At 53.1% G+C, this 17,256-nt stretch carries 14 protein-coding genes and 1 pseudogene; 11 read left to right on the top strand and 4 right to left on the bottom strand.

Annotation, left to right across the window (positions count from 1 at the left end; all coding sequences use genetic code 11):
• The first annotated feature begins 181 nt into the window (after window positions 1-181).
• From ACT3T6_RS05595 to ACT3T6_RS05575, 5 genes are all read left to right on the top strand, one after another.
• Entirely contained in the window at window positions 182-1,237 is a 1,056-nt protein-coding gene (locus ACT3T6_RS05595; RefSeq protein WP_193054030.1) for a sugar phosphate isomerase/epimerase family protein, read from the top strand.
• Between the two features lie 22 nt (window positions 1,238-1,259).
• Complete coding sequence (locus ACT3T6_RS05590) at window positions 1,260-2,438, top strand: Gfo/Idh/MocA family protein (protein WP_193054029.1); 1,179 nt, start codon at window positions 1,260-1,262, stop codon at window positions 2,436-2,438.
• Complete coding sequence (locus ACT3T6_RS05585; RefSeq protein ID WP_193054028.1) at window positions 2,435-3,976, top strand: sugar ABC transporter ATP-binding protein; 1,542 nt, start codon at window positions 2,435-2,437, stop codon at window positions 3,974-3,976. Before ACT3T6_RS05590 ends, ACT3T6_RS05585 begins: the two co-directional genes overlap by 4 nt.
• On the top strand, window positions 3,960-4,952 hold the full coding sequence (locus ACT3T6_RS05580) for an ABC transporter permease (RefSeq protein ID WP_018916828.1): 993 nt from the start codon (window positions 3,960-3,962) through the stop codon (window positions 4,950-4,952). Before ACT3T6_RS05585 ends, ACT3T6_RS05580 begins: the two co-directional genes overlap by 17 nt.
• Before the next feature lie 121 nt (window positions 4,953-5,073).
• A complete protein-coding gene (locus tag ACT3T6_RS05575; RefSeq protein WP_193054027.1) occupies window positions 5,074-6,042 on the top strand; it encodes a substrate-binding domain-containing protein in 969 nt (322 codons plus the stop codon).
• A 110-nt stretch (window positions 6,043-6,152) separates the two neighbouring features.
• On the opposite strand, the gene ACT3T6_RS05570 is transcribed toward ACT3T6_RS05575, so the two are convergent.
• Together ACT3T6_RS05570 and ACT3T6_RS05565 are read right to left on the bottom strand one after the other, a co-directional pair.
• Window positions 6,153-6,566, bottom strand: a complete 414-nt coding sequence (locus ACT3T6_RS05570; protein ID WP_172116877.1) for a PaaI family thioesterase — start codon at window positions 6,564-6,566, stop codon at window positions 6,153-6,155.
• A gap of 68 nt (window positions 6,567-6,634) precedes the next feature.
• Window positions 6,635-8,809, bottom strand: a complete 2,175-nt coding sequence (locus ACT3T6_RS05565; protein ID WP_193054026.1) for a malate synthase G — start codon at window positions 8,807-8,809, stop codon at window positions 6,635-6,637.
• 182 nt (window positions 8,810-8,991) lie between these two features.
• On the opposite strand from ACT3T6_RS05565, the gene ACT3T6_RS05560 reads away from it, so the two are divergent.
• Both ACT3T6_RS05560 and ACT3T6_RS05555 read left to right on the top strand, forming a co-directional pair.
• A complete protein-coding gene (locus tag ACT3T6_RS05560) occupies window positions 8,992-9,987 on the top strand; it encodes an alpha/beta hydrolase (RefSeq protein ID WP_193054025.1) in 996 nt (331 codons plus the stop codon).
• A 28-nt stretch (window positions 9,988-10,015) separates the two neighbouring features.
• Window positions 10,016-10,594 (top strand): NADPH-dependent FMN reductase, encoded by a 579-nt coding sequence (locus ACT3T6_RS05555; RefSeq protein ID WP_172116887.1) that lies wholly within the window; start codon window positions 10,016-10,018, stop codon window positions 10,592-10,594.
• A gap of 135 nt (window positions 10,595-10,729) precedes the next feature.
• Here the strand turns inward: ACT3T6_RS05555 and ACT3T6_RS05550 are convergent, their stop codons facing one another.
• Window positions 10,730-11,902, bottom strand: a complete 1,173-nt coding sequence (locus ACT3T6_RS05550; protein ID WP_193054024.1) for an MFS transporter — start codon at window positions 11,900-11,902, stop codon at window positions 10,730-10,732.
• 89 nt (window positions 11,903-11,991) lie between these two features.
• Between ACT3T6_RS05550 and ACT3T6_RS05545 the strand changes: the two genes are divergently transcribed.
• Window positions 11,992-12,903 (top strand): LysR family transcriptional regulator, encoded by a 912-nt coding sequence (locus ACT3T6_RS05545; RefSeq protein WP_193054023.1) that lies wholly within the window; start codon window positions 11,992-11,994, stop codon window positions 12,901-12,903.
• Window positions 12,904-12,975: 72 nt separating this feature from the next.
• On the opposite strand, the pseudogene ACT3T6_RS05540 reads toward ACT3T6_RS05545, so the two are convergent.
• Window positions 12,976-13,647 (bottom strand): annotated as a pseudogene (locus ACT3T6_RS05540) (ATP-binding protein); the annotation flags it as partial.
• A 131-nt stretch (window positions 13,648-13,778) separates the two neighbouring features.
• Between ACT3T6_RS05540 and ACT3T6_RS05535 the strand changes: the two are divergent.
• From ACT3T6_RS05535 to ACT3T6_RS05525, 3 genes are read left to right on the top strand one after another with little or no spacing between them, the layout of a single operon-like run.
• The gene (locus tag ACT3T6_RS05535) at window positions 13,779-14,468 is read left to right on the top strand and encodes a TnsA endonuclease N-terminal domain-containing protein (protein WP_217990263.1); all 690 of its coding nucleotides are present in this window, start codon (window positions 13,779-13,781) and stop codon (window positions 14,466-14,468) included.
• Window positions 14,469-14,518: 50 nt separating this feature from the next.
• On the top strand, window positions 14,519-16,354 hold the full coding sequence (locus ACT3T6_RS05530; protein WP_192526910.1) for a Mu transposase C-terminal domain-containing protein: 1,836 nt from the start codon (window positions 14,519-14,521) through the stop codon (window positions 16,352-16,354).
• 9 nt (window positions 16,355-16,363) lie between these two features.
• Entirely contained in the window at window positions 16,364-17,254 is an 891-nt protein-coding gene (locus ACT3T6_RS05525) for a TniB family NTP-binding protein (RefSeq protein ID WP_192526911.1), read from the top strand.
• Window positions 17,255-17,256 lie beyond the last annotated feature (2 nt).

The following is a 17,256-nucleotide window of genomic DNA, read 5'->3' as shown; positions in this document are numbered from 1 at the left end:
ATAAGCGCTTACCGAGAGGTTTAAGATTTAAAGCCCTTTTACAGCAGTGCGTTATCCATTTTATACCCCCTTTTTGACGCGCTTGACCGATGTACGTTGCTCTGCTGAAATGTAATCCATTACATTGTGTCTTTCAGCACTGATTGCTGACGCTAAAACAACAAAACAAATGAGGTCGATGATGAAGACCCTTAAAGGGCCCGCGCTCTTTCTAGCCCAGTACATTGGTGACGAGCCGCCTTTCGATAGCCTGGAGAATATTGCTCGCTGGGCATCGGAGCTGGGCTTTAAAGCGCTGCAAATGCCCACGCTGGATAAGCGGTTTTTTGATCTGGAGCGAGCAGCAGAAAGCCAAGCGTATTGCCAGGAAGTCCAGGCGCTTCTAGCGCAATATGACTTGGAAATTTGCGAGCTTTCGACGCATTTGCAGGGCCAATTGGTGGCCGTGCATCCGGTTTATGACAGCCTGTTTGATGGCTTCGCCCCGGCTGAACTGCACGGCGACCCGGTCGCGCGCCAAGCCTGGGCTGTCGAACAGCTAAAGCTTGCTGCCCAGGCCAGCGCCAATCTGGGTTTGAAGGCCCATGCCACGTTCTCCGGCTCGCTGCTTTGGCCGTTTCTTTACCCTTGGCCGCAGCGCCCCGCAGGGCTGGTTGAAGATGGTTTTGCCGAGCTTGCCAAACGCTGGCGCCCTATTCTGGATGCCTTCGATGCGGCGGGTGTGGACTTATGTTTTGAGATACATCCCGGTGAAGACCTGCACGATGGCGCGACCTTTGAGCGTTTTTTAGCCGCAGTGGACCATCACCCGCGCTGCTGCATGCTGTATGACCCTTCGCATTTGGTGCTCCAGCAGCTTGATCACCTTGCCTTTCTTGACCGCTATCACCCCTATATCCGCATGTTTCATGTCAAGGATGCCGAGTTTCATCCTACCGCCCAGCAGGGCGTTTACGGCGGCTACACTTCTTGGGTCGAGCGGGCAGGCCGCTTTCGCTCCTTGGGCGACGGGCAGGTGGATTTCAAAGCGGTGTTCTCGAAACTGGCGCAGTACGATTTTGATGGCTGGGCAGTCATCGAGTGGGAGTGCGCGATCAAACATCCTGAGCAGGGCGCGGCGGAAGGCGTCACGTTCGTGAACGAGCACATCATTCAGGTGACCGACCGCGCGTTTGATGATTTTGCCGATGCCGGAACGGATCGCCAGGCCAACCGCACGCTGCTGGGCCTCGGTTAAATTAACGCTCAGGGATTACTTCATGACAATAATCAATAACACGCCACGCAGACTTCGCCTCGCCATGATAGGCGGCGGCCAGGGCGCCTTTATCGGCGGTGTGCACCGTATGGCGGCGCGCCTGGACGACCGCTTTGAGCTGGTGGCCGGGGCTTTTTCATCCCAGGCCGCGCGCAACCTGGCGACCGCCAACGAGTTAGGTATAGATGAGCAGCGCTGCTATGCCGACTACGCAGCACTGTTGGCAGGCGAAGCGGCTCGTGAAGATGGCGCCCAGGTTGTGGCGATTGTCACGCCCAACCATCTGCATTACCCGGCGGCGCTGGCAAGCCTGGAAGCGGGCTTTCACGTGGTGTGTGAAAAACCCATGACGCTCAGCGTTGAGGAAACCGAGCAGCTGGCGCAAGCGGCTGAGAAAAGCGCTCGCCACTTTGTATTAATGCACAACTATGCGGGTTACCCACTGGTTCAGCATGCCCGTGAACTGATTGCCCAGGGCGCGCTGGGGCAGCTTCGCCATGTGCAGGTCGAATATATTCAGGAGTGGTTAAGCGAACCCCCGAAAGCCGATAACCGTCAAGCCGCCTGGCGTTTAGACCCCACCCAGGCGGGAGCGGCGGGTTGTTTGGGAGATATCGGCGTGCATGCGTTTCAGCTGGCCCAGTTTATTAGCGGCCAGCGCGTCAGTGAGGTCAGCGCTGAGTTGGTGACAGCCGTGCCGGGGCGGGCGTTGGACGATAACGTTCAGGCGTTGTTGCGTTTCGATGGCGGTGCGCGAGGCATGCTGTGGGCAAGCCAGACGGCCGCTGGTTATGAAAACGCGCTAACCATTCGCGTCATCGGCGAGAAGGCCAGCCTGCAATGGGCTCAGGAGCAGCCCAACGAGCTGTGGCTGAAACCGCTTAATGGGCCAAGCCAGCGCTTAACGCGGCGCGATGACTGGCTAAGTGCGAATATCGCTCAAGGCGTTCGCGTGCCGGGCGGGCATCCGGAAGGCTACATTGAAGCCTTTGCCAACCTGTATCAGGCATTGGCCGATGGTCACGCGGCTGGTGAGTATCCCACTTGGCTGCCCGGCATTGAAGACGGTGTGGATGGCATGCGCTTTATTGCCGCGGCGATTACCTCACACCAGGCGGAGGGTGGCTGGACGCCGCTGCATCTGAGTAAAGCGCCGGACGTTTCCGGGGGCGCCCCATGAGTGAGCCTATTTTAACGCTTGAAGGGATCGGTAAAGCCTTCGGCCCCGTTCAAGTACTGAATGATATTTCCCTTTCCGTTATGCCGGGCGAAGTGCTGGGTATTCTGGGGGAAAATGGCGCCGGAAAATCCACGCTGTTAAAGATCATCAGCGGTATTTACACGCCAACGGTGGGTACGATTCACCTGAATGGCCAGATATTCAGCGCATTGGACCCGATTACGGCGCGTTCTCACGGCGTGGCGATGATCCCCCAGGAATTCAATTTAATCCCCACGCTGCGTGTTTACGAAAATGTCTTTCTCGGCCAGGAAGTACGCCGTCATGGTTTTCTTGACCACGCTGGTATGCGTAAGCGAACCCAAGAGCTGCTCAGCTCGCTTGAAGTGGACCTGGACCCTGAGCTTCCCATCGAGCGGCTAAGCGTTGCCCAAAAGCAGATGGTAGAAGTGGCCAGGGTGCTGGTTAACGACGCGCGTCTGCTGATTCTGGACGAGCCCACCACGGTGCTGACCGACCGCGAAGTCGCGGTGCTGTTTAACGTGGTGCGTGCGCTGGTCGCCAAGGGCGTCACGATTCTGTTTATTTCTCACAAGCTAAAAGAGGTCAAAGATCTCTGTGATCGGCTGCTGATTTTACGCGACGGCCAGCAGGTAGAGCTGTGCGAGACCGCGACGCTTAATGAAGAGGACATGGCGCGCAAAATGGTCGGGCGTGAGCTGTCACAAATTTACCCTGAGAAGCTTGCGCAACGTGCTGATAACACGCCGCCCGCGCTGTGGGTGCGGGGCTTGAGCCTCAAGGGCAAGCTCAAGGACATCAACCTTGAAGTACGCCGTGGCGAAGTGTTGGGACTTGCCGGGCTGGTAGGTGCGGGGCGCACCGAAATTGCTGAAACTATCATGGGGCTGCACCGCAAAGAGCAGGGCGAAATATTAATCGATGGCGAGCTTGTTGATCTTCGTTCGCCCAACGAAGCCCACGCCCACGGCTTGGCGTATCTGTCGGAAGACCGCCAGGGCAAGGGGCTGATTCTCTCGTTTAACGTCATGCAGAACATTACCGCCCTTAGCCTGAAACGCTATGTGCGCGGGTTTATCAAGCATCGCGCTGAACGGCGTCAAGCTGAACATTACCAGCAGCGCTTGGCCATCAAGGCATCCAACCTCGCGGCGCCGGTGAGCCTGTTGAGCGGTGGTAACCAACAGAAGGTTTACTTCTCGAAGCTACTCGATATCGAGCCCGAGATCCTGATGCTCGATGAGCCCACCCGCGGCATCGACATCAGCGCTAAACAGCAGATTTACCGGTTGATTCGCGACTTTACCGAACAAAATAAAGCTGTTGTCGTGATCTCCTCTGAGCTTGAAGAGGTCATTGGTATTGCGGATCGGGTGTTAGTGATTCGTGAGGGGCAAATAGCCGTTGAGCTTAACGGTGACGATATCAACGAAGAACAAATAATGCTGTATGCCGCTGGCGCACGGCAGCACGCCAACCGTGAACAAGTGGGGAATAAAGATGGCTCAACCGCCTAATACCAAGTCAATGGGGAGCGTTGCACGCCAAGGTCTGCGCAGGCTGCCCCTTAACGCGACGATTCTGGCCCCGCTGGTGGCGCTGATTTTGCTGTTCGTGGTGTCGTCCATCGCCAGCGAATATTTTCTTAATACGCGCAATATTTCCAACGTAATGCGCCAGGTCTCCTATACCGGCATTATCGCTATCGGCATGACCTTTGTGATTATCGCCGGCGGGATCGATCTGTCGGTGGGGTCGATGGTGGCGCTGGTGGGCGTGGTTATCCTGTATATCGTCAATAGCATTAGTGACCCCATTCAGGCGGTGCTTCTCGGCCTGTTGGCCGCTATCGCTGCGGGCGGGTTGTTAGGGCTATTCAACGGCCTGTTAGTCACCCGAGGGCGCATAGCGGCCTTTGTGGTAACGCTTGCCAGTATGTCGATTTTTCGTTCGCTGGCGCTCTACTTCACCGATGCAGCAGTGGTTTCTACCCCCAATCCGCACTTCTCAAGCGTGGGCGGCGGCTTTTTGCTGGGCATTCCGGTTCCGGTGATCGTGTTCTTTGGTTTGGCGATCATCGCTCATGTGTTGCTGTTTCATACCCCTTACGGGCGGCATGTGTGCGCGGTGGGCGCTAATCCTCAGGTAGCACGCTATTCGGGCATCCGGGTTGAGCGCATTGTGCTCTCCACCTTTGTGATTGCGGGCATTTGCGTGGGGCTTTCGGCCATCATGCTGACCTCGCGGCTCAACTCGGTAAGCCCGAGTGATGCGGGCTACTTTTATGAGTTGGATGCTATTGCCGCCGTTGTCATAGGAGGCACGGCGCTTTCCGGTGGGCGCGGCTCGATATGGGGCACGGTCATCGGCGCGCTGATTCTAGGCATTATCAACAATATGCTTAACCTGACCGGCGTTTCCCCTTATTTGCAGGGGCTGGTCAAGGGCGGCGTCATTTTGCTGGCGGTACTGCTGCAGTACAAGCGTGCCTGACTTGTAAAAGCGGACGTTAAAAACGGTCTTTTCGGTCGCTATGCCCAAACAGGGCCGACGATCACACTGGGCGGGGTTGGCTCGCCCATCCACGATGTACGTTAGAAAGGGAGCAATAACAATGACACTATCACGCCTTTTCAAGACTGTCGCGCTGGCAACGGCCATAGCGAGTACGTCCAGCCTGGCGCTGGCCGATGACTACCATATTGGCATCACCGTGCCGTCCGCTGACCATGGCTGGACCGCAGGCCTTTTATGGTGGGCACAGCAAGCCGCCAACGACCTAAGTGAGGAGTATCCGGATGTCAGTTTTACGGTACTTTCCGCCAACTCCGGCACGGCCCAGGTCTCTAACGTGGAAGATTTGATGATCCGCAACCTGGATGCGCTGGTCATTCTTCCCCACGACCCGGCAACGCTTCAGGCGGTTATTTCTGAAGCCTACGATGAAGGCATCTATACCGTTGTGGTGGACCGCGAGCTTGAAACGCCTGCGCAAAACGTCTTTATTGCGGGCGATAACTCAGGCTTAGGCGAGCACGCCGCGCGTTATATCGCTGAAGAGTTGGGCGGCGAGGGCAATATTCTGGTGCTGGAAGGCCCGCCCATCCCCATCAACAGCCAGCGTGTCGATGCCTTTAACCGGGTGATGGAAAACTACCCCAACATCAATATCCTGACCTCTCAAACGACCAACTGGAACCCACAGCAGGCGCTTAGCGTAACGGAAGACCTGCTGGGCAGTAACCCGGAAGTAGATGCCATTTGGGCGGGTGACGATGACGTATTGATCTCGGCGCTTCAGGCGGTTGATGAAAACAACCGCGACGATATCCAACTGATTGTGGGCGGTGGCGGTTCTCAGCGCGTGATTGAAATGATCCGTGACGAGCACCCGATGGTTAAAGGCACCGTTACCTATCCGCCGAACATGATTGCCTCTGCCATGGCGCTAGCGGTACACGGCGTGAAAGGCGAGCATCTGGGCGATATGTACCACGGCGTACCTTCACGGCTCATCCTTAACGCTGACCTGATCACCCTCGACAATGTAGAAGAGTACTACGAGCCAGAAGCCGCTTACTAAGCGTTCTAGCCGCCAAAACGCCCCGGGCCCTGGCTTCTTGATAGCCAGGGCCCGGGGCGTTTTTTTGCAAGCTATTCTCTACGGTCGCTGCTTACCCCGTTTGTCGGCTGCTACGTAGCGGGCAAGGCATAGCTTGCGGTGACGTGCACAACTGGGCGGCGTTCATCGGCTGCGGAGAATATCTGCACTTCACCCACCGCTAAACGGCGGCCCAGCTTGATCAGTTTAGCGTGGGCGATAATGTCGTGTTCGCCTGAAGCTGCGCGCAGGAAGTGACAGTTTAAGTCGCTGGTCACCGCCATGGGTTCAGGGCCGATTTGAGCAAGGATCGCCACATACAGCGCCACATCGGCAAAGCCCATCATCGTAGGGCCGCTTACTCGGGGGCCAGGGCGCAGGTGTTCATAACCTACCGTTAAGCGCATCGTGGCACACATCTCGCCTACGCTTTCAACTCTGCCCATTCGCTGGGGAAACACCTCATCCAGAAAGTGCTCGATCTGTTCGACAGTCATGATGGTCATTGTTGTTGTCCTTCATAAAAAAAGCCCCAAGGCATATGCCTTAGGGCTAGTTGTACCATAAAACGAATTTACTTCGCTTTATGCACCTGGCGCCACTCGTGAAGCAGCGGCTCGGTGTAGCCCGACGGTTGTACGCGGCCTTTGAAGATCAGGTCAGAGGCGGCTTTGAACGCGGTGGAGTCCTCAAAGTGACTGCTCATCGCGGTGTAAGTGGGGTCGCCTGCGTTTTGCTCATCGACCACTTTCGCCATGCGTTTGAGGGTTTCCTCTACGCGCGGCGCATCGACAATGCCGTGATGCAGCCAGTTGGCAATATGCTGGCTGGAGATGCGTAGCGTGGCGCGGTCTTCCATCAGGCCTACATCGTGAATATCCGGCACTTTGGAGCAGCCCACGCCGTGCTCTACCCAGCGCACCACGTAACCCAGAATGCCTTGGCAGTTGTTATCCAGCTCTTGCTGAATCTCGTCATCTGACCAGTTAGGGTTTTCCGCCACTGGGACGCTGAGTAAGTCGTCCAGGAAGTCGGGCTCGCCCAGCGCTTCAAGCTCGCGCTGAACGTCGGTGACATTTACCTGATGATAGTGCAACGCATGTAGGGTAGCGGCCGTGGGTGAAGGTACCCAAGCGGTGTTGGCACCGGCTTTTGGATGGCCGATTTTCTGTTCCAGCATGTTGTGCATTAAATCGGGCATAGCCCACATGCCTTTACCGATCTGGGCGCGACCGCGTAGACCGCAAGCAAGGCCTACTTGTACGTTGCTCTTCTCGTAGGCGGTAATCCACGCGGCGGATTTCATGTCGCCCTTGCGGACCATGGGGCCTGCTTCCATGGCGGTGTGCATCTCATCGCCGGTGCGGTCCAGGAAGCCGGTGTTGATGAACGCCACGCGTGAAGAGGCCTCGGCAATACACGCCTTGAGGTTGACCGTGGTGCGGCGCTCTTCGTCCATGATGCCCATCTTTAGGGTGTCGCGGCTCATGCCAAGGATATCTTCTACGCGGCCAAACAGTTCGTTGGCAAATGCAGCCTCGGCAGGACCATGCATCTTCGGCTTGACGATATACACCGATCCGGTGCGCGAGTTACGCGGCTGGTCGGCATCTTTTTTAAGATCGTGCAGGGCCAGCAGCGAGGTAACCACGGCATCGAGAATACCTTCCGGCAACTCGTTGCCCTCCTCATCCAGAATCGCGGGCGTGGTCATCAAATGGCCCACATTACGCACAAACATCAGCGAACGGCCGGGTAGGGTCACCTTGCCGCCTTCGGTGGTGTTCCAGGTGCGGTCAGCGTGCAGCTTACGGGCGAAGGTTTTACCGCCCTTGTCGATGTTCTCTTCCAGATCGCCCTTCATCAGGCCGAGCCAGTTGCTATAAACGCCTACCTTGTCTTCGGCATCCACGGCAGCCACGGAGTCTTCGCAGTCCATAATGGTGGTGAGCGCGGCTTCAACGACGACGTCTTTTACGCCCGCCGGGTCAGTTTTGCCAATGGCGTGACTGGCATCGATCTGGATTTCCAGGTGCAGGCCATTATTGGCTAGCAGAATCGTCTCAGGAGCGGACGTTTCACCGGTAAAGCCAATCAGCTTGCCGGAATCTTTTAGGCCTGTTTCCCGGCCGCCTTCCAGCGTAACGACCAAATGACCGTCACGAATCGCGTATTTAACTGCGTCGCGGTGGGAACCGGTGGCCAAGGGCGCCGCACGGTCCAGAACGCCTCGCGCATAGGCAATGACTTTAGCGCCGCGCTTGGGGTTAAAGCGTGTGCCTTTTTCCGCGCCGTCTTCCTCGGAAATAGCGTCGGTGCCGTAGAGCGCGTCATAAAGACTGCCCCAGCGCGCATTCGCCGCATTCAGGGCATAGCGGGCGTTACTTACCGGCACCACCAACTGTGGACCTGCCTGTATGGCAACTTCGCGGTCGACATTGGCGGTGGTCGCTTTTACGTTGGAAGGCAGGTCGGCCAGGTAGCCGATCTCTTTCAAAAACGCCCGGTAGGCTGGCATGTCGCTAACGGGGCCGGGGTTCTCACGATGCCATGCATCAATTTTTTCTTGCAGCGCATCACGCTCTGCTAGCAATTGTTTATTTTTTGGGGTCAGATCATGGAACAGGGCATCGACACCGGCCCAGAAGGCGCTTTCATCAACGCCCGTGCCAGGTAGTGCCTGCTCGTTAATAAAGCGGTCCAGCTCGGTGGCCACCTGCAAACGGTGGCGCGTGATACGCTCGCTCATGGGGTTTCTCCTGTGAAGGTGCCCGTGGGTGGTGAATGGCCACGGCCAGAGTAAAATAAGCGCAAAATACATTTATGGAAAATACTTCCACAACTGTGCAGGCATGTAAACAGCGTAGACGTTAAAGCGGCACAATGCTCGACCAAATGATAAGAAAACAGGGCGCTCATAGAGAGGTTTGGATGCAGGATTTCCAACAGATGGAAAGTTTGTTTCGGCAAACGGCAGGCGAATCAGTCTTTTCCCGATTAGTGCCGGGTGAAGCGCTGTGGGACGTCGTGAAGGGCTATTTTCTGCATTATGGTCTGGAAGCACTCTTTGAAAGCACCGATGAGGTACATGCAGGCTTTATCGATACCGGCCGCTTTGCCTTGTGGTGCCAGGTATGGAGCCCACCCAATCCATCAGGCACAGCCTTTGTGGTGCACGGCTACTTTGACCATTTAGGCCTTTATCGTCACCTGTTAACGCACCTGTTGGCCAAGGGCTGGCGGGTAGTGCTATGGGACCTGCCGGGTCATGGGCTTTCGAGCGGCCCGCGCGCAGAAATTGAAGATTTTGACGACTATCAGCACTGCCTTACCTACATGCAAAACACCCTGATCACGCTAGGCATAGCTCCCAGGCCGTGGTTGGGTGTTGGGCAGAGTACCGGGGGTGCGATTCTTGCAACCGACGCGCTCACCCGGCGCGAAGAGGCCGGTTGGGATGGCCTAGTGCTGCTCGCGCCGTTGGTACGCCCTTGGCGGTGGACTCAGGCGAGTTGGATGCACCTTATCGCTAGCCCGTTCTTAAAGGATATTCCGCGTAAATTTCGGCCCAACTCAACCGACGAAGCGTTTACCGAATTTCTGCGTGATCACGACCCACTGCAGCCCGAGCGCTTAAGTGTGGCGTGGGTAAGTGCCATGCGGCGCTGGATGCCACGCCTGCTAGCGCTTGAGTCTGTCGACGTGCCAACATTGATTTTGCAGGGTGAGCAGGATTTAACGGTTGATTGGCAGTGGAACCTGACCGTTTTAGCACAAAAATTTACCGCTGCCGAGATTCACTACCATCCGGAAGCACGCCACCATTTAGTTAACGAAGCAGAGCCGATTCGCGAGGCCTTGTTTAGCGCTATCAACACGTTTATTGACCAGATGCCTGGCGGGCCGCATGAGCCTGTCGAACCCTAAATAGCCTGTTACTAAGGAGCCCAATCGAATGAGCGTAGTACCCAAGGTATTAGTATTTGCTGGAAGCAGCCGCCAGGATTCACACAACAAACAGTTGGCGCGGCTGGTTGCCAAGCGCATTGAGGCATTGGGCGGCGTGGCCACGTTTGTGGATTTGAAAGACTACCCGTGCCCTCTGTTTGATGAAGATATTGAAACCCAAGGCGTTCCGGAGAACGTGCTTAAACTGCGCGAACTGCTGGCTGATCACCAAGCGCTGTTTATCGCCTCGCCGGAATACAACGGCTTTATCACCCCGCTTTTGAAGAACACGCTGGACTGGCTGTCTCGCCCTTATGAAGACACGCCGGGCCTGGCACTTTATTCAGGCAAGTGGGCTGCGCTGGTGTCGGCCTCGCCTGGTGGGTTAGGCGGCATTCGTGCGATGCCGCTGGCCCAACAGTTGCTCGCCAATCTAGGCTTGATCGTACTGCCCCAGCCCATGTCGCTCTCCAAAGCGCACACCGCTTTTGATGAAGCGGGCACGTTTATCGAAGAAGCCAATAGCAAAAAACTGGATGCGCTCTGCCAGCGGCTGGTGGATATGCTGGCGTGTACGCGTCGTTAAAACTGCATCGCGAAGCGCCTTAAGGGGCACTTTGATGGCGGGGCCTGGCGTGGGGCCGTTGCGTCACGCCAGGCTCCCATCTGTGCTACATTGCCCGTGTATTCCTATACTCGACTGATATTGTTTGAACGGATATTAATGCGATATGGTGCAGGGCTTCTTTTTATTGAAAGCGGCTGTTAACCATAGTAATAGTGCCAATATTAAGGCGTGAACCATCATAATAGCGATTGTTACCCCCGCCCAGCCCCCGGCGCTATAAAGCGTCGCGGAACATATTGCCCCTAGCGCTCCTCCTCCGTAGTAAAAGAAAAGGTATACACCGCTGGCAAAGTTGACCGGTACTTTACGCACTTGGCTTAGCATTGCCGTCGTTAAAGCTTGCAATAGATAGGTAGCTATTGAGAAGAGAAGTACACTAAAAATGACCAGGTAATAATTCTTCGTCATTAGAAGCATAGAACCCCAAAGCAATGCCAGTAAAATTATAAAGAGCAGCGTCTCGTTCTTAGATGTATACATCGTTGGTACGGTGATAACTGCAATTATTGCAGGTAAACAGGCTAGATAGATAAGCCCTATTTCTCCAGCCGTTTTACTGTAGGGGGGATAAGATAGTGCGATGCCTAAAGCAGTAAAGACCGAGCTTTGTGTAAATAAAATCCCGAAGCCTATGCTGTAGATCATTATAAGCGTTTTATCAGACAGTGCGTGCCTAAGTTGTGTTAAATAAAATATTTTTTCGTCATCATTGTTAGTCGTTGCGGTAATGGTGTTAACGTGTTTTTCATGCGCCATGATGAGCAAGGCTAAAAGTAGTAGCCCTGCACAGGATATAAAGCCCCACTGCCAGCCCATAGTGTCGATAGCGAAGGCAGGATAAAATCGGCTCAATGTGCTGCCCATGATTGTTCCAGTAACATAGCAGCCAATCCACTTAGTGCGCCTTTCCTTACATTGCGCCTGACCTATTATCGTCATTCCAGACGTCAGGATGCAGGGCAATATGATACCTTGGAAAAAGCGTATGAGAAAAAGAGTTTCCAGCGTTGTACTTATAGCTATACATGCATTAAGGGTTATTAATGTATAGAGTCCAAAGATGATTGTTTTTCTGGGAGGCAACTTATAGGTTAGTTTGCTGGCAAAGGGGGCGCATAGCATCATGCCAAAGAGACTAGCCATGCTTAGCCATCCCGCTTGGGATATTTCTACAGCATATCGAGCTGCCAGCCAAGGATAAATAGCTTGAGTTTGGTATAAGTTAAAGAATGCGCTAAATGATGCTAATGTTATAAAAATGCGCATAATTTAAAGCTCTGTTTAGAAGTTCTATTAAGCTATATAAGTTTTTGTTTAGATGGAATGTCTTTTTTTATCTCACGGTGAGTGGTTTTATGTTTGAGCTTAAACAGTTACGTTATTTTGTGGCAGTAGCAGAGGAGCTTAACTTTAGACGGGCGGCCGAGCGTTTACACATAACTCAGTCGCCACTTAGTCAAACAATAAAAAATTTAGAAGAGGTGCTAGATGTAAAGCTATTTTTAAGAAATACGCATGGGGTACAGCTAACGCGTGCAGGTGAGGTTTTCTTGATAGAGGCGATTAATCTTTTATCATCGGCAAGGCAAAGCCTGAGCCTTGTTCGACAAGCTGATGCCGGTGAAGCCGGTTCTCTCCACATAGGTTACTCTGCGAGCGCTATTTTTTCGCCAGTGTTTACCTCCGCGCTGGCCACAGTGCTTGAAAAAAGGCCTCATCTTACACTTCAGCTTCATTACGGAAATGCGCTTGACCACCTTTCCTCGCTGCGTTCGGGCCATCTGGATGCGGCTGTTTTAAGAGCAGATATACCTGAAACGGCTACCAAGGGCTTGAGAAAACATCTCTTGGGAGAAGAGCCACTTTATGTCCTCATCCATCCAGACCACCATCTTGCCCAAACCCATCGACTCTTTCTTAAAGACTTGAGTAACGAGCGATTACTTTTACAACCTGCCACCCAGCAAACCTTTCTTCGACGTCAGATCGAATGCTTGTCAGAGAGTGCCGGGCTATCATTGGCGAATGCTTTAGAGGTGCCTGATATTTCAAGCATGCTTTGCTTCGCCATGGCCAGGATTGGCATAGCCGTGCTGCCTAAGAGTGTGGCTGAAATTTCGTCCAGTTTAGTCGCAGTCCCCTTGGCAGATATTGCATCCAATTGCCCGCTTATCCTTGTTACCGCTTCTGAAAGCCCTGTTGTAGTAGCACTGGAAACGTTGATTGATAAGAAGTGCCTGGATTTTTCGCTGCCAGGTAAGCAATGACATACCTATAATTTGATGACCTGACAGGCAATGCCTAATTCAGAGAACTATATACGCTGCTCAGCCACTTCATTAAGCACCCTTCAACAGCCTATCCAGCTGCCGATAGCCAATGGCCTCGATCAGGTGTGCTTGGGAGGGCTTGGGCTCGCCCTGTAGATCAGCCAGCGTCAGCGCTACGCGTAGCACGCGGTGGTAGGCGCGGGCGGAGAGCTTGAGTTTTTCCAGAACGCTGGCAAGCCAGGCGCGCTCTTCATCGTCAAGTGCGCAGGCGGCTTCCAGGGCTTTACCGCTTAACTGGCTGTTGAGTGCGCCGCGCGCCATTTGGCGCTCTCTTGCGGCCATCACGCGCTCGCGCACTGCTTCTGATGATTCGCCCTGAGTTTGGGCGGTCAACTGCTCGGGCGGAAGCGCAGGTACTTCGACCTGTAGATCAATACGATCCAACAGCGGGCCGGAAAGCCGCGCCTGGTAGCGCTGAATCTGACTAGCGGTGCATTGGCAACGCTGGCGTGGGTCGCCCAAATGCCCACAAGGGCAAGGATTCATGGCGGCTACCAATTGAAACTGAGCCGGGTATCGGCGTTCGTGGCTGGCCCGGGCCAGATGTATTTCGCCTGTCTCCAGTGGCTGGCGCAGAACTTCTAGCACGTTGCGGGAGAACTCCGGCAGCTCGTCTAAAAAAAGCACACCGTGATGGGCAAGCGAGATTTCTCCTGGTTTGGGTTTTGAGCCACTGTGAATTCCACTAAAAACAGCTACTAATGCTATACTGGAACAATATCTTACGTTATTTTCGACAAGTAAATACGCTACTAATTGACACCAATATAAGCGACTGGGTGTTAAAATCACAAATATATAGGCGACTGAATATGAATCGGCCTGTTAGAGTTATTGGAACTAACCGAAGGAGCCTTACTGGGCAGGTTTCTTTCTTACGAGGAAGCACTTGCAATTTTGAGTCATCATTAGAGCGCGATTTCCTGATGATCCTCGATTTTGATCCGTTGGTCGCTACGGTTTGTGAGCAGCCGCTAACCCTTAAGTATCAAGATGATGATCGAAAAAGGCGTCAGTACACGCCCGATATGCTCGTGACTTACTCGGATGAAGCGGCGCCGATTCTGTATGAGGTTAAGTATCGCGAAGATTTGAGAGAAAATTGGCACATTATGAAGCCTAAATTTCAGGCAGCTATACGCTATTGCAAGCAGCAAGGTTGGGGCTTTCGCATTGTGACTGAGCGAGAGATTAGAGGCACTGGCCTATTGAACAATGCACGATTTCTAAGGGCCTATAGGGACTTGGCAGAGGACTCGGCTACCGCTACTCACTTGGCTAGAACCCTTGCCGTGCTCGGTGAAACAACACCTGAAATTCTACTTACAGCTGCTTATGCGAATGAGGAAAAGCGTATGTGTGCGCTTAGTTGTTTATGGCAAATGATCGCTATAGGCCGTGTTCATGCTGACCTCATACGCCCATTAAACATGTCCAGCCCCATATGGATTACTAACGGAGAAGGTTTCTTATGGCTACAGAGCCCGCTTTTCTATCGGTAACTACTGGGTCTGTGATAACAGCCAATGGTCGTACCTATAGAGTTTCGCACTTGTTGGATACAGCAACCCTCCTTGCTAAAGATACCGACACTGGAGAGGTGCACCGTCTGTCTGCGCATCAGCTTCGTCCCGTAACGGATATAGAGCTTGGAGAAGGTGGTGTTGCTGAAGGAAAGGATTTATCCGAGATCGAAGACGAAGACTGGCAAGTTGCTCAGCAGCGGTTTGCAGCAATCCGTCCTCTACTTGACGATCCATTTCGTACTCGTGCAAAGGCAGAGCAGTTAGCAGAAGAAGCCGGTGTTCACGTTGCCACTTTATACCAATGGGTTAAGGACTATCACGAGGCTGGCCATATTTCAGCATTGATACCAGCCCCGCGAGGCCGCAAGCCAGGTACGAAAAAGCTCGATAAGAAAGTCGAGGCAATAATCGAAGGGGCGATCAATGACTTATATCTAAGTCGTCAACGATATAAGCCCAGTGACGTAATTATCACTGTCAAAGCTCATTGCAAACAGGCCGGTTTACTTCCTCCTCACTCCAATACAATCCGTAACCGCATAAAACAGATTTCGACACGTGAAACGATGAGACGCCGCGGGCTACGAGATAAGGCGCGTGACACCTTTGCTCCTATCAGGGGAGAGTTTCCAAATGCGGATTTCCCTCTTGCTGTTGTTCAAATAGATCATACGCCTGCTGACGTCATCTTAGTTGATGAAGAGCATCGTCTGGCGCTTGGCCGACCGTGGATAACTCTGGCTATTGATGTCTTTTCACGAATGGTGGTGGGGATTGCGGTTAGCATGGAAAAGCCCAGTGCTATCTCAGTGGGTTTGTGTGTCTCCAATGCCATGTTGCCTAAGCATGAATATCTTGCAAACCTGGGGGTGGGGCAAGAGTGGCCAGTCTGGGGGAAAATGCGTGTTCTGCATGCTGATAACGCGAAAGAATTCCGGGGGAAAATGCTGCGCCGGGCTTGTGAACAATACGGTATCGACCTGCAATTACGTCCGGTAAAGCTTCCCCACTACGGCGGACATATAGAGCGTTATATGGGTACTGCTGCAAATGAGATACACACCTTACCTGGCACAACATTTTCCAACGTTGAGCAACGGAAAGGATATGACTCAGAAAAAGAATCAGCGCTCACCCTTCGTGAGTTTGAGCAGCATTTAGTTGAATTTATTGTTGGGGTGTATCACCGTCGCAAGCATTCTGAATTGAACATGCCACCAATGCGCAAGTGGCAACTCGGTATATTAGGAGACTCAACACAGCCGGGCTTGGGGATGCCGCCTATACCAACTGACCCCACGCGTTTGAAGTTAGACTTCCTTCCTCTTTATTCACGCACTGTGCAGCGCTACGGCGTCCAGCTGGATGAAATTAATTACTACCATGAAGTGTTGAACCCTTGGATTGGTTCAAAAGACCCCGAAAATCAAACGAAGGCTCGTTCATTTACTATCCGTCGTGATCCACGCGATATCAGTAAAGTCTATTTCTACGACCCTGAAAGTGAGATCTATTACATGGTTCCTTATCGGAATCCTACTCGACCAGCGATTAGTGTGTGGGAGTTACGGGAAGCAACTCGCCGCATTCGAGAGGAAGGACTGCGGCATGTTGATGAGGATGTGATTTTTGAGACCATTCTCAAGATGCGTCATCGTGTTGAACAGGCCGTCACGAAAACGAAGCAAGCAAGACGTCAGATGGCTCGTATCAATACGACGAAGAAACTCGCCAAGAAAACGGAATCTGTTGAAACACAAGCGCCTGCTAAGAGTGTTTTTCCTGCTCCACCTCAAACAGAGGTGCAAAGTGAGATTGATATATTCGCACTGCCTATAGAACCATTCGATGACGATGCCTAGGGAATGAATATGACCCATTTTGATCACCTCAAGCCAGAGATTGCTGAGACACTCACCTGGACGACGGAAGACCGCATTTATTTCGCTCAGCAAAACCATTGGATTTCCTATCCTAGGGCCAAAGAAATCATGACCCGGCTTGAGGATCAATTAGCACATCCCCGTGTACAGCGGATGCCCAACACGTTGCTGGTCGGAGAAAGCGGGAATGGAAAAAGTACATTAATCGACCGTTTCAGAGAAAAGCATCCTGTGAAGATTCTTCCCTCTGGAGAGCCATTAGCACCTGTCATTGTTATGGAAATGCCCTCCGAACCAAATGAGGGGCGTTTTTGGACTGAGTTACTTCTGTCATTAAAGATAGCCCACAGAGATACGGATCCCGTGCAGCGTAAGGAGAACCAAGCTATTTCGGTATTAACTTACGTACAAGCCAGGATGCTCATTATTGATGAAATCCACAATGTGCTACATGGAAGTGCAAGACAACAGAGGCATTTTCTAGGAATGCTTAAAAGATTGAGCAATAAGCTACAGCTTCCGCTTGTAGCCGTCGGTACGCGTGACTCCATTCTCGCGCTGCACACCGATACTCAACTCTCAAGTCGCTTTGAGCCGCTGGCACTACCTCGATGGCAGTTAGATGTTAGCTTCTTGCGCCTCTTGGCCAGCTTTGAACGCTTACTGCCATTAGCTGAGCCCTCTCAGCTGTCTAGTCAGGATATCGCGATAAAGCTACATAGTATGAGTGGGGGCACCATCGGCGGCGTAGCGACCGTGCTTAAAAGAGCGACCGTTAAAGCGATCCGAGATGGTAAAGAGCATATAGACGCTAAGCTTCTTGATAACATCGGCTGGGTTAAACTCTCTGATTATGGCAAGGAGGCGCTTAAACTGTGATC

Source organism: Halomonas sp. 72 (genome assembly GCF_052379785.1).
GTDB lineage: Bacteria > Pseudomonadota > Gammaproteobacteria > Pseudomonadales > Halomonadaceae > Vreelandella > Vreelandella citrativorans.
The sequence above is the reverse complement of the archived record's forward strand: the minus strand, read 5'-3'. Positions and strand labels throughout refer to the sequence as shown.

Bases quoted from the DNA above. Each gene is read 5' to 3' on its own strand.
- ACT3T6_RS05595 (WP_193054030.1), top strand. From the start codon at position 182: ATGAAGACCCTTAAAGGGCCCGCGCTCTTTCTAGCCCAGTACATTGGT.
- ACT3T6_RS05590 (WP_193054029.1), top strand. From the start codon at position 1,260: ATGACAATAATCAATAACACGCCACGCAGACTTCGCCTCGCCATGATA.
- ACT3T6_RS05585 (WP_193054028.1), top strand. From the start codon at position 2,435: ATGAGTGAGCCTATTTTAACGCTTGAAGGGATCGGTAAAGCCTTCGGC.
- ACT3T6_RS05580 (WP_018916828.1), top strand. From the start codon at position 3,960: ATGGCTCAACCGCCTAATACCAAGTCAATGGGGAGCGTTGCACGCCAA.
- ACT3T6_RS05575 (WP_193054027.1), top strand. From the start codon at position 5,074: ATGACACTATCACGCCTTTTCAAGACTGTCGCGCTGGCAACGGCCATA.
- ACT3T6_RS05570 (WP_172116877.1), bottom strand. From the start codon at position 6,566: ATGACCATCATGACTGTCGAACAGATCGAGCACTTTCTGGATGAGGTG.
- ACT3T6_RS05565 (WP_193054026.1), bottom strand. From the start codon at position 8,809: ATGAGCGAGCGTATCACGCGCCACCGTTTGCAGGTGGCCACCGAGCTG.
- ACT3T6_RS05560 (WP_193054025.1), top strand. From the start codon at position 8,992: ATGCAGGATTTCCAACAGATGGAAAGTTTGTTTCGGCAAACGGCAGGC.
- ACT3T6_RS05555 (WP_172116887.1), top strand. From the start codon at position 10,016: ATGAGCGTAGTACCCAAGGTATTAGTATTTGCTGGAAGCAGCCGCCAG.
- ACT3T6_RS05550 (WP_193054024.1), bottom strand. From the start codon at position 11,902: ATGCGCATTTTTATAACATTAGCATCATTTAGCGCATTCTTTAACTTA.
- ACT3T6_RS05545 (WP_193054023.1), top strand. From the start codon at position 11,992: ATGTTTGAGCTTAAACAGTTACGTTATTTTGTGGCAGTAGCAGAGGAG.
- ACT3T6_RS05535 (WP_217990263.1), top strand. From the start codon at position 13,779: ATGAATCGGCCTGTTAGAGTTATTGGAACTAACCGAAGGAGCCTTACT.
- ACT3T6_RS05525 (WP_192526911.1), top strand. From the start codon at position 16,364: ATGACCCATTTTGATCACCTCAAGCCAGAGATTGCTGAGACACTCACC.